This window comes from Baekduia sp. Peel2402, assembly GCF_052567285.1.
The window spans coordinates 4558239-4570393 of sequence record NZ_CP199582.1; the positions used below are offsets into that span (position 1 = coordinate 4558239).

The 12155-nt window shown below is 69.3% G+C and carries 10 protein-coding genes; 5 read left to right on the forward strand and 5 right to left on the reverse strand.

What is annotated here, in order from left to right:
* Positions 1-142 precede the first annotated feature (142 nt).
* Positions 143-655 (reverse strand): ferritin-like domain-containing protein, encoded by a 513-nt coding sequence (locus ACT01A_RS22315; RefSeq protein ID WP_445149308.1) that lies wholly within the window; start codon positions 653-655, stop codon positions 143-145.
* Positions 656-672: 17 nt separating this feature from the next.
* Between ACT01A_RS22315 and ACT01A_RS22320 the strand changes: the two genes are divergently transcribed.
* The gene (locus tag ACT01A_RS22320) at positions 673-1239 is read left to right on the forward strand and encodes a type 1 glutamine amidotransferase domain-containing protein (protein WP_445149309.1); all 567 of its coding nucleotides are present in this window, start codon (positions 673-675) and stop codon (positions 1237-1239) included.
* Here ACT01A_RS22320 and ACT01A_RS22325 read toward each other — a convergent pair.
* Complete coding sequence (locus ACT01A_RS22325) at positions 1236-1949, reverse strand: hypothetical protein (protein ID WP_445149310.1); 714 nt, start codon at positions 1947-1949, stop codon at positions 1236-1238. The two genes, ACT01A_RS22320 and ACT01A_RS22325, sit on opposite strands and share 4 nt — an antisense overlap.
* Before the next feature lie 90 nt (positions 1950-2039).
* On the opposite strand from ACT01A_RS22325, the gene ku reads away from it, so the two are divergent.
* The 3 genes from ku to ACT01A_RS22340 all read left to right on the forward strand — a co-directional run bounded on the left by ku (position 2040) and on the right by ACT01A_RS22340 (position 5864).
* Entirely contained in the window at positions 2040-2942 is a 903-nt protein-coding gene (ku, locus tag ACT01A_RS22330) for a non-homologous end joining protein Ku (RefSeq protein WP_445149311.1), read from the forward strand.
* Between the two features lie 93 nt (positions 2943-3035).
* Positions 3036-4055 carry a DNA topoisomerase IB gene (locus ACT01A_RS22335; protein ID WP_445149312.1) on the forward strand — a complete coding sequence of 340 codons (1020 nt, stop codon included), beginning with the start codon at positions 3036-3038 and terminating at the stop codon, positions 4053-4055.
* Positions 4056-4166: 111 nt separating this feature from the next.
* Complete coding sequence (locus ACT01A_RS22340) at positions 4167-5864, forward strand: MFS transporter (RefSeq protein ID WP_445149313.1); 1698 nt, start codon at positions 4167-4169, stop codon at positions 5862-5864.
* Between the two features lie 18 nt (positions 5865-5882).
* On the opposite strand, the gene ACT01A_RS22345 is transcribed toward ACT01A_RS22340, so the two are convergent.
* The 3 genes from ACT01A_RS22345 to ACT01A_RS22355 are packed head-to-tail and all read right to left on the reverse strand — an operon-like array spanning position 5883 to position 7108.
* A complete protein-coding gene (locus ACT01A_RS22345; protein ID WP_445149314.1) occupies positions 5883-6233 on the reverse strand; it encodes an STAS domain-containing protein in 351 nt (116 codons plus the stop codon).
* 54 nt (positions 6234-6287) lie between these two features.
* A complete protein-coding gene (locus tag ACT01A_RS22350; RefSeq protein WP_445149315.1) occupies positions 6288-6674 on the reverse strand; it encodes a hypothetical protein in 387 nt (128 codons plus the stop codon).
* A complete protein-coding gene (locus tag ACT01A_RS22355) occupies positions 6671-7108 on the reverse strand; it encodes an ATP-binding protein (RefSeq protein WP_445149316.1) in 438 nt (145 codons plus the stop codon). The genes ACT01A_RS22350 and ACT01A_RS22355 overlap by 4 nt, the downstream gene beginning before the upstream one ends.
* A 464-nt stretch (positions 7109-7572) precedes the next feature.
* Between ACT01A_RS22355 and gltB the strand changes: the two genes are divergently transcribed.
* Positions 7573-12153, forward strand: coding sequence for a glutamate synthase large subunit (gene gltB, locus ACT01A_RS22360; RefSeq protein WP_445149317.1), 4581 nt, complete (start codon positions 7573-7575; stop codon positions 12151-12153).
* Positions 12154-12155 lie beyond the last annotated feature (2 nt).

Genomic DNA, 12155 nt, shown 5'->3' on the forward strand with positions numbered 1-12155 from the left:
CCGTCGCCCCGCGTTCGTCGGGACCGGCGTCGGGGAACGGCTCCTACGAGACTGGTGAGCAGCAGTGAGCGGCTGACGATTTCACCGCCGCCGCCCACTCGCAACCATCCTGGCGCCCGCGCATCACGGGCTTTCCAGAGTGTTAGGCGAGGCCTTCGGCCTCGTACTCCCGCAGGTAGCCCTCGAAGAGGCGGCGGTGGCCTTCCTCGTCGCGGAGGATCGCGATGACCATGTCGTTGGTGACCGGGTCGACGCCCTCGGTCGCCTCGATGACCGCGTTGTAGTGCTCGATCGCGCCGGTCTCGGCCTCGATCACGCCCTTGATGACGTGGACGACGTCGGTCTGGTGGTCAGGCGGCTGGAGGTAGGTCTGCTCGGCGGTGAAGTCCATGGAGCCCGGGACGACCCCGTAGAGCTCCTTGATCCGCGCGGCGAACTGCTGCGCGTGGCCAAGCTCCTCCTGGATGTCCTTGTTGAGCGACTCGATGATCTCCTGGGCCCGGACGCCGTCCGGGTTGACCGAGTTGGCGATGTAGGACATCACCGTCTCGAGCTCCATCCAGTAGGCCTTCTTGAGCATCTCGACGATCTGCTCGCGCTCGTGGGTCTTGTCATCGGCCAGGATCCCCTGGCTCGCGTTTCGTGTCTGGGCCATGCGGTGAGGCCTACCCCATGACCCACAAGCTCAATGACAAGAAGGTCGCGATCCTCGTCGCTAACGAGGGCATCGAGCAGGTCGAGCTAACCGAGCCGCGCAAGGCGCTTCAAGAGGCTGGCGCGACGGTCGAGCTGCTCGCGCCCGAGGCCGGCGAGGCCCAGGCCTTCAACCACCTCGACAAGGCCGACGCCTTCCCGGTCGACCGCGTCGTCGGCGACGCCAACGCCGCCGACTACGACGCCCTGATGCTCCCCGGCGGCGTCGCCAACCCCGACAACCTGCGCACCCATCCCGAGGCCGTCGACTTCATTCGCGCCTTCTTTGACGCGGGCAAGCCCGTCGCCGCGATCTGCCACGCACCCTGGACGCTCGTCGAAGCCGGCGTCGTCGACGGCCGCAAGCTGACCTCCTGGCCCTCGCTCCAGACCGACATCCGCAACGCCGGCGGCACCTGGGTCGACGAGCAGGTCGTCGTCGACCAAGGCCTCGTCACCTCCCGCAAGCCCGACGACCTCGAGGCCTTCAACGCCAAGATGGTCGAAGAGATCGCCGAAGGCGTCCACGCGGGGCAGACGACCTAGCGCGTGCAGGGGACGCGCCCGTCCTGCTGTAGGACGGGCGCGTTGCCGGGCGCGATGTAGGTGTGGACGCGCACGCGCCACGTCCACCCGCCGGGTGGGCACGAGGTCGACGCGATGAAGAGCTTGGCCGCCTTCGTGTAGCCGTACGTGAAGCCCAGGTGGCTCGGCGTGGTCGGGATCCCGGCGACGACGCGCAGGATCTGCGGGAACGTCCAGCGCGTGCGGTGCGGCCAAATGCTGCGCGGGCGGTCGATCACGGTGGGCGTCGTCGCCGCGCGCACGCGGGCCGGGCGCTGGAGCGTGATGTAGGCCATCGGCAGCCCGCCGGGGCCGTTGACGAACACGAACTTCGGTGCCGCCTCGATGGGGTCCTCGATAAAGGGACCGCTGCCATGACCCACGATTGAATTCCGCGGGCAGCCGTCGGGCCCGCGGCGCGCAAGCGTGACCTGCGCGCACCGCACGTAGCCCTTCGCGCGATCGAACGCCAACCCCGGCCCGTGCCAGACCTCGAAGCCGGTCACGATCGGGTGATCCACGCCCTCCGGCGTGTTCAGGTCCATCTTGACCGCCAGCTTCACGCCCTGCGGCCGCTTTGCCGTCCCCGCTTTGCTCGGCGTCAGCTTCACGTCGGCGCTCAGCGTCGTGGCGCCGGCGCTCGGCGCGAGCGTCGCCACGGCACCGATCAGGACGACCAGGATCTTACGCATGGACACACAATCGTCTATGACACATGGCTGACGCAAGAAGTCCTGCGAAAGGTGTCCAAGTGGCCTAGGTTCGGGCACACTGGTGCGTCCATGCCCCGTTCGATTTGGACCGGCGCCATCAGCTTCGGGCTCGTCACCGTTCCCGTGAAGCTGTACAGCGCGGTCAACCGCAAGACGGTTCGCTTCAACCAGCTCAATGGCCAGACCGGCTCGCGCATCGCGCAGAAGCGCGTCGACGCGTCGACGGGGGAGGAGGTCAACTACGAGGACCTCGTCAAGGGCTATGAGATCGCCAGCGACCGCTATGTCGTGATCGAGCCCTCCGAGCTGGAGTCCGTCCAGCCGGAGAAGACGAAGACCATCGACATCGAGGACTTCGTCGACCTCGAGGAGATCGACCCGATCTTCTACGACCACCCGTACTACCTCGCGCCCGGCACCGGCGGCGCCAAGCCTTACCGCCTCCTGCTCGAGGCGATGCGCGCCACCAACAAGGTCGCGATCGCCAAGGTCGTCATCCGCCAGAAGGAGTCGCTGGTCGCGATCCGCGCCATGGCCGACCACGACATCCTCGAGATGGCCACGATGCTGTTCGCCGACGAGGTCGTCGACCCCGAGCGCCTGGACGACATCCCGGGCGCCGACGACGTCAAGACCAACGCGCGCGAGCTGGACATCGCCAAGCAGCTGGTCGAGTCGCTGGCCGGCCCGTTCGAGCCGGACAAGTACCACGACACCTACCGCGAAGCCGTTCTCGCGATGATCGAGAAGAAGGCCGCCGGCGAGGAGATCGTGGTCCAGGAGGTCGAGGAGGAGGCCGTGCCGGTCCCCGACCTCATGAGCGCGCTGAAGGCGTCGCTGGACGCGGTCCGCAAGACCGGCGGCGGCAGCGACGACTCGGACTCCGACGCCTCCGCCGAGAAGCCCAAGCGCAAGCGCGCCACCGCGTCGGGCGCCTCGGCGACCAAGGCCAAAACGGGCGCGAAGAAGTAGTTCACTCTCTGCCGGTCGACGGGTACGTCGACCGGCACGATGCCCCAGTCGCGTCTTCGCAAGGTCGACTGCTCCGGACCAGGTCTACGCCGCGTGCGCCGCGGTCGCGGCTTCGCGATCACCGATGCCGATGGCCAGCGCGTCGAGGACCCCGAGGTCCTGACGCGCGTCAACGAGCTCGTCATCCCGCCCGCCTGGCAGGACGTCTGGATCTGCCCGTACCCCGGCGGCCACATCCAGGCCACCGGCGTCGACCAGGCCGGCCGCAAGCAGTACCTGTACCACCCGCGCTGGCGTGTCCGGCGCGACGCGATGAAGTTCGACGACATGGTGGTCTTCGCCCGCGCGCTCCCGGCGCTGCGCAAGCGCGTCGAGGAGGACCTCGCCCGCGAGGACTACTCCTTCGACCATGTGATGGCCATTGCCGTCCGGCTCCTGGACCGGGGCTTCTTCCGCATCGGCACCGAGGACTACGCGGTGACCAACGAGACCTACGGGTTGGCCACCATGAAGAAGCGCCACGTGCGCGTGCGCGGCGACGACCTGCTCTTCGACTACCCCGCCAAGCACAGCAAGCGGCGTGTCCAGGCGGTGATCGACGGCGACGTGGCCCAAGACATCTGCCGCCTGAAGGGGCGCCGCGCCGGTGGCGACGAGCTGCTGGCCTACAAGAACCCGAAGACCCGCCGTTGGACCGACGTCAAGTCCTCCGACATCAACGCCTGGCTGAAGGACGCCACCGGCGAGGACGTCTCGGCCAAAGACTTCCGCACCTGGGGCGCGACCGTCCTGGCCGCCGTCGGGCTCGCGGTCTCGCCCGTCCCCAACACCAAGACCGCCCGCAAGCGCGCGATGGCGCGCGTCGTCAAGGAGGTCGCTCACCACCTCGGCAACACGCCCGCGGTCGCACGCGCGTCCTACATCGACCCGCGCGTGTTCGACCGCTACCTCGACGGCACCACGATCGCCGGCACGCTCCCGGGCCTGGCCGAGGAGGGCGACGGCACGGCGATCCAGGGCGAGGTCGAGCTTGCGGTGCTGGAGCTGGTGACCGGCGAGGACTCGCCCGCGATGGCGCCGCCGGGCGGCGCCGACCTCCTGATCGCGGCGTAACGCAGCGCTCATGTGACAGATCGCTCGATCTGGGTATTGCAACGTCTGGAGAGATTGTTGCAGCCCGGCAGCGGGCTGGGCTGCGCGCTGGGTCGAAGGGAGCGATGTGGAATGAGCACGGTCGCAGGAGGTCGCGCCGACTACGGCGACGGCGGGAACGGGTCCATCTGGAACCGCCAGCTGGCGCGCTATCCGGACACCGCCCGACGAACGACGTACCTGGCGATCACGGTCCTGGCGACCGTGGTCCTTTACTACCAGCTGTACGTGCAGGGCGCGGTGGCCACGAAGATCATCAGCGACTTCGGGTTCACCTTCTCGCAGTTCGTCGGCGTGCTGGTGATCGGCAACCTGGTCGGCGCGTTCGCGTCGCTGGGCGCTGGGCTGGCCGACCGCTGGGGCCGCGCGAACCTCGTCGTCGGGGGCCTGCTGCTGACCGGTCTGCTGACCGCGTTCGCGCTGCCCAACGCGTCGAGCAAGGGCATGTACACGGTCTTCTTCGCGTTGGTCTCGATCGTCGAAGGCATGGCCTTGGTTGCCACGCCCGCGCTGATCCGCGACTTCTCGCCGCAGATCGGCCGCGCGAGCGCGATGGCGTTCTGGACGATGGGCCCGGTGCTCGGCTCGCTGCTGGTCACCGAGGTCTCCAGCCACACGCTCGAGGATCACACCAACTGGCAGTTTCAGTTCTACGTCGCGGGCGCGGTCGGCCTGGTGGTCTTCGCGATCGCCGCGGTCGGGCTGCGCGAGCTGTCGCCGCGTCTGCGCGACCAGTTGATGGTGTCGATGCGCGACCGCGCGCTGATCGAGGCCCGCGCGAAGGGGATCGAGCCGGAGCGCCTGGCCGAGAACCACTGGAAGCAGATGCTCCGCGTCGACATCGTCCTGCCGGCGCTGGCGATCAGCGTGTTCCTGCTCTTGTACTACATCTTCGTCGCGTTCCTGGTGGTCTACTTCGCGACGGTCTTCGGCTACAGCGAGCACCGCGCCAACGCGCTGGCCAACTGGTACTGGGTCGCCAACGCGATCGGGTTGCTCGTCGCGGGGCTGCTCAGCGACCGGCTGCGCGTGCGCAAGCCGTTCATGATCGTCGGCACCGCGCTCAGCCTCATCGCCGCGGCGGTCTTCGCCACGCGAGCGACCCATCCCGACACGAGCTATGAGACGTTCACGTGGATCTTCGTGCTCGGCGCGATCGGCGGCGGCACCGCCTACGTCGCGTGGATGAGCGCGTTCACCGAGACGGTGGAGAAGGTCAACCCGGCGGCGACGGCCACGGGCCTGGCGGTCTGGGGCTGGATCCTGCGCCTCGTCGTGACCGCGAGCTTCGCGCTCCTGCCGGTCGTCGTCCCGGCCACCTCGACGCTGGTCGACAAGGGCGAGCGCGTCAGCGAGATCGTCGCCAAGCACCCGCAGGAGGTCCAAGTCCTCGGCGTGGTCGAGCCGGCGACGCTGACCGCGGCGGGCGCGGGGGACAAGGGCGCGCAGGCCGCGGCCGTCGCGCAGATCGCCAGCAAGCTGAAGATCTCGCAGCAGGCCGCCGTCGCCCGTCTGACCGCCGTCGCCAAGGTGCCCAAGGAGGACATCGCGTTCCTCGGCGCCAACGCGGCGAAGGTCCAGCAGGCCCAGAAGGACAACCCCGGCCAGTGGCAGACCTGGTGGTGGATTTGCTTCGCCGGCCAGCTCTGCCTGGTCCCGGCGGCGTTCCTACTCACCGGCCGCTGGTCCCCGCGCAAGGCGCGCGAGGACGAGGCCGAGCACGAGGCAATGGTCCAGCGCGAGCTAGCCGAGCTGGAAGCCACCCGCTAAAAGCGGGTGGCGCCGCGCTCAGGACGAGGCTTCGGCCTCGTCCAGCGCGGCGAGGGCCTCGTCGCGTGAGCCGCGGATCGTGAAGATCTGGTCCAGGCCCGTGATCTCGAAGGTCTTGGCGATGTTCTGATCGACGTTGACGATCGTCAGGCGGCCGTCCCGCGAGCGCAGGCGCTTGACCGTCCCGATCAGCACGCCAAGCGCGGTCGAGTCCAGGAAGGTCGTCTCCTCGAGGTCGACGACGATCCGCGACTTGCCGCCCTCGATGGCCTCTCCCAGCGCGGTCTTCAGCTCCGGCGCCGTGAACAGGTCGATCTCGCCACGTACCGCGACCACTTGGGTGGTCCCGTCGACGGCGTCCTGGCTCAATGCGAATTCCGGTGGCATCTCTTCCTCAGTGTGACGAATCGGCTCGCACGCCGTTCACTCGCGGAACGCGAGCCGCAGCAGCAGCTCGGAGCCTTCGGTGCGCACGTCGGAGGCGACGCGTTCGAACACGTTGCCGACCCCCGGCAGCGACGCGGCCTCGACGAGTGCGTCACCTCCAGACGGGTCCGGCAGCGGCCCGATGCGCAGCGACAGGCCCGCGGGCTCGGCGTGGACGTGGACGGTGACCTGGCCCTCCGCCGTATGGCCCGGGGCATGGGCCGCGACCGCATCGGTCAACAGCAAAGCGTCGTCGAGCCGGTCGATCGGGCACTGGGCGCGCGCGGCGAGCATTCCCACCACGCGGCCGAGCACCGGGCCCAGCAGCTCAGGGCGGCGAACCGTGAGGGTCGCCTCGTTAACGGTGCTGGCGTCGGGGCTCATGCCGTCGGCTCTCCAGACGGCACGGGGTCGATCTCGAACACCATGCGCACCTCCGTGTGCTCGCGGTCGTTGGTTCCCAGCTCCAGCGACGATGCAAGCGTCGCGATCAGCGGCAGGCCCAGCCCGAGGCCGGGACTGTCCGGGCGCGGCAGGATGCCGCGACCCTCGTCGCTGACGACGACCGTGAGGGCGCCGTCGGACAGGCCGGCGCTCACGCTCATGGGGCCATCGCCGTTGGGGTAGGCATGGACCACAACGTTCGTGCACGCCTCGGTGACCGCCAGCTTGACGTCCGCGAGGGCGTGATCGGGCACGTCGAGAGCGTCGCCCAAGCCTCCGAAGGCATGCCGGACGACGGCCACGTTCTCGGCGCGGGCCGGAAGAGTCAGCTCGAAGTCGGGCGTCGCAGGCTCCTGGCAGTCGTGCCGGGGCATCCCAGCCCCGGGGTTCTCATCGGCGTGCATATGCCCACCCGGTCGCAGTCCTATTCGCGACTTCGCACCCGCACGGGCGAAGCGGCGGTGAGCATAGACGGTGCAGCCGTCGGGACGAGGCAGTCTGGTCCGTTAAGCACACCGGGCCGCCTTGCGGCGGCCCAGCGCGTGTGGGGGAGGTCATCGCATCGCACCGAGGCAGGGATTCAGTGCTGTCCGTGACGCGATATGGGGCGGGAGAATGGGTCCCGCTGGCGTCTGTATGCCCGTGCCCCGCCCCGGCAAACAGCGCGCTGTCCGTACGCCAGAATCCGGTTTGCGTACAGACGAAGCCCCTGCACCGCCCCGGTGTCCGTGCCCATCCGAACCGGCTGTATGCGATCACGTACGCCTGTCCAATCTGGAGTGGTCTTGCTACTCTGCCGCTTCCTTCTCCGTGCCCCCGGGCCGCCACGGGACACCTCATGACGATCTCCGCTTTGCCTCAGGCCGACGGCCTGTACGACCCCCGCTACGAGCACGACGCCTGCGGCGTCGCCATGATCGCCCGGCTGGATAACCAGCCTGATCACGGCGTCATCCACCGCGCGCTGACCGCGCTCGACAACCTCGAGCACCGCGGCGCTGAAGGCGCGGACATCCGCACCGGCGACGGCGCGGGCATCCTCGTCCAGGTTCCCGATGCGTTCTTCCGCGCGGTCGTGGACTTCGAGCTGCCGCCGCGTGGTGAGTACGGCGTCGCCGTCTGCTTCCTGCCGCGCGACGCCGCGCAGCGCCGCAAGATCGAGCAGCTCCTGGAGCTGAACGTCCGCATCGAGGGCCAGTCGGTCCTCGGCTGGCGCGACGTTCCGGTCGACGCCGATCACGTCGGCGACACCGCCAACCAGTCGCGCCCGTACATCAAGCAGCTGTTCGTCGGTGCTGGCCCTGGCTTCTCCGACGACCAGGACCGCTTCGAGCGCAAGCTGTACGTCATCCGCCGGATCGTCGAGCTGGCGGCCGGCCCGGACTTCTACGCGCCGTCGTTCTCCTCGCGCACGTGCGTGTACAAGGGCATGCTGATCTCCCATCAGCTGAGCAACTTCTACCCAGACCTCAAGGACGAGCGCTTCGGCTCGGCCCTGGCGCTGGTCCACTCGCGCTTCTCCACCAACACGTTCCCGTCCTGGGATCTCGCCCACCCGTTCCGCGTCATCGCCCACAACGGCGAGATCAACACGCTGATGGGCAACGCGAACTGGATGCGCGCGCGTGAGTCGCAGCTGGCCTCCGACCTGTTCGGCATGGACCTCCAGAAGGTCCTGCCGGTCGTGCGCCCGGGCGGCTCGGACTCGGCGACGTTCGACAACGTCCTCGAGCTGCTGATGCTCGCCGGCCGCTCGCTGCCGCACGCGGCGATGATGATGATCCCGGAGGCCTACGCCGACCGCGATGACCTGCCCGATCATCTGAAGGGCTTCTACGCCTTCCATTCGTGTCTGATGGAGCCGTGGGACGGACCGGCCTCGGTCTGCTTCACCGATGGCTCCGTGGTCGGCGCCACGCTGGACCGCAACGGGCTGCGCCCGGGCCGCTGGGCGGAGACCAAGGACGGCTACGTCATGCTCGGCTCCGAGACCGGCATGCTGCCGCTCGAGCCGCACGAGGTCGTCCGCCTCGGCCGCCTCGCGCCGGGCAAGTTGTTCCTCGTCGACCTCGAGGCCGGTCGGATCGTCGACGACTCCGAGGTCAAGGAGCAGGTCGCGACCGCCGAGCCCTACGGCCGCTGGTTCGAGGAGAACGTCGTCCGCTTCGACGACCTCGCGCCCAAGGACGGCTTGCAGCTGGCACAGCCGCTGCAAGACCTCCAGCTCGCGTTCGGTTACTCGCAGGAGGACCTCCGCGTCCTGCTGGCGCCGATGTCGAAGGCCGGCGAGGAGCCGCTGGGCTCGATGGGCAACGACAACGCCCTCGCCGTTCTCAGCGACCAGCGCCCGCCGCTGTTCTCCTACTTCAAGCAGCTCTTCGCGCAGGTGACCAACCCGCCGATCGACCCGATCCGCGAGTCGATCGTCATGTCGCTGGGCACCGGCGTCGGCGCCGAGGGCAACCTCCTGGAGGCGACTCCCGAGCACGCGCGCCAGCTGGTGATGAGCCAGCCGATCCTGCGCAACGGCGAGCTGGAGACGCTGCGCACGCTCGAGCACCCGTGGTTCAAGTCGCACACGATCGACATCACCTGGGCGGTCCAGGACGGACCCGAGGGCCTGCACCGCCGCCTGGCCGAGATCTGCGACGAGGCCCACGACGCGATCGCCACCGGCGTCAACGTCCTGATCCTCAGCGACCGCGGCATCGGCAAGCGCCGCGCGCCGATCCCCTCGCTGCTGGCCGTCGCCGCCGTCCACCACCACCTGGTCCGCGAGGGCACGCGCCTGCAGACCGGCCTGGTGCTGGAGTCCGGCGAGCCGCGCGAGGTGCATCACTTCGCCACGCTGATCGGCTACGGCGTCAGCGCCATCAACCCGTACCTCGCGTTCGAGACGGTCGACCAGCTCGTGGCCGAGGGCCGCGTGGCCGGCATCGACTCCGCCGAGCAGGCCGAGCGCCACGTCGTCAAGGCGATCGGCAAGGGCCTGCTGAAGACGATCTCCAAGATGGGGATCTCGACGATCCAGTCCTACTGCGGTGCGCAGATCTTCGAGGCCGTCGGCCTGGAGAAGACGCTCATCGACCGTCACTTCTGCGGGACCGCGTCGCGGATCGGCGGCGTCGGCCTGGAGACGCTGGCCCAGGAGGCGCTCGATCGCCACGAGCGCGGTTACGGCGCGCTCGACGCCGGCCAGGAGCTGCTGCCGGTCGGCGGCGTCTACGCATGGCGTCGCGACGGCGAGCACCACATGTGGAACCCGGAGACGATCGCGGCGCTGCAGCACGCGGTCCGGGACACCAACGGCTCCGCCCAGGACAAGTACGACGAGTACTCCAAGATGGTCAACGAGCACGCTGCCCGCAAGGCGACGCTCCGCGGCCTGCTGAAGTTCGCCGGCGGCCGCGACGCGATCCCGCTCGACCAGGTCGAGCCCGCCAAGGAGATCGTCAAGCGCTTCGCCACCGGCGCGATGTCGCTGGGGTCGATCTCGACCGAGGCGCACGAGAACCTCGCGATCGCCATGAACCGCCTCGGCGGCCGCTCGAACACGGGCGAGGGCGGCGAGGACCCGCGGCGCTTCACGCGCGACGAGAACGGCGACCTGCGCCGCTCGGCGATCAAGCAGGTGGCGTCGGGCCGCTTCGGCGTGACGATCCACTACCTGGTCAACGCCGACCAGCTCCAGATCAAGATGGCGCAGGGCGCGAAGCCCGGCGAGGGCGGCCAGCTGCCCGGCCACAAGGTCGACGAGTACATCGGGTCGGTCCGGCACACGACGCCGGGCGTGGGCCTGATCTCGCCGCCGCCGCACCACGACATCTACTCGATCGAGGACCTCAAGCAGCTCATCTACGACCTGCGCTGCGCGAACCCCAAGGCGCAGGTGTCGGTCAAGCTGGTGTCCGAGGTCGGCGTCGGCACGGTCGCCGCGGGCGTCGCGAAGGCCAACGCCGACCACGTGGTCATCGCCGGCCACGACGGCGGCACCGGCGCGTCGCCGCTGTCGTCGATCGTGAGCGCTGGCGCGCCGTGGGAGATCGGCCTGGCCGAGACCCAGCAGACGCTGCTGAAGAACGACCTGCGCTCGCGCATCGTCGTCCAGACCGACGGCCAGCTGAAGACCGGCCGCGACGTCGCGATCGCCGCGATGCTCGGCGCCGACGAGTTCGGCTTCTCGACGGCCCCGCTGATCGCGACCGGCTGCATCATGATGCGCGCCTGCCACCTGAACACGTGTCCGGTGGGCATTGCGACGCAGGACCCGGAGCTGCGCAAGCGCTTCCAGGGCACCCCGGAGCACGTCGTCAACTTCTTCTTCTTCGTGGCCGAGGAGCTGCGCCAGATCATGGCGTCGCTCGGCGTCGCGACGATGGACGAGCTGATCGGCCGCGTCGACCTGCTCGAGGCCGACGCCGCGATCGACCACTGGAAGGCGCGCGGGATCGACCTGACGCACCTGCTGACGTTCCCGCGCGACGTGGACGCGTCCAAGCCGCGCCACCGGACGCAGGCGCCGCCGCCGGTCCTGGACGACGCGCTCGACCACATCCTGTTGGAGAAGGCGCGCCCGGTCGTCGAGGGCGGCGACGCACACGTGGATATCAGCGTCCCGGTGCGCAACGTCAACCGCTGCGTCGGCGGCATGCTGTCCTCGCGGATCGCCGAGCTGCACGGTCGCGACGGCCTGCCGGCCGGGTCGGTCGACGTCGAGTTCATGGGGTCGGCCGGGCAGTCGTTCGGCGGCTGGCTCGCCCCGGGCGTGACGTTCACGCTGCACGGCGACGCCAACGACTACACGGGCAAGGGCCTGTCGGGCGGCACGGTCGTCGTCACGCCGCCTCAGGGCGTCACGTTCGCCGCCGAGGACAACGTGATCGTCGGCAACACGGTGCTCTACGGCGCGACCAAGGGCAAGGCCTTCTTCCGAGGTCTGGCGGGCGAGCGCTTCGCGGTCCGCAACTCGGGCGCTTCGGCCGTCATCGAAGGCGTGGGCGACCACGGCTGTGAGTACATGACCGGCGGGCGAGTTGTCGTCCTTGGCGAGACGGGTCGCAACTTCGCGGCCGGCATGTCCGGCGGGTTCGCCTACGTGTTGGACGCCGAGGGCGCGTTCCGCTCGCGGGTCAACCCCACCATGTTGGACCAGCTCGAGGAGCTGACCGACGAGGACAGCGCCGACGTGCGCGCGCTGGTGCAGGAGCACTTCGACCGCACCGGCTCGACGATCGCCGCGGCGCTGCTCGAGGACTGGGACGCCGCGCGCGGCAAGTTCGTGAAGGTCTTCCCGACCGATTTCAAGCGCGTGCTCACGGAGAGAGCCGCTGCCAAGGCGGCGCCGCGCGCCGATGAGTTCGCGGGCGTCGCCGTCGACGCCGGCGGTGAGCCGCCGGTTCGGACCGGAGAGGGGGAGTAGAC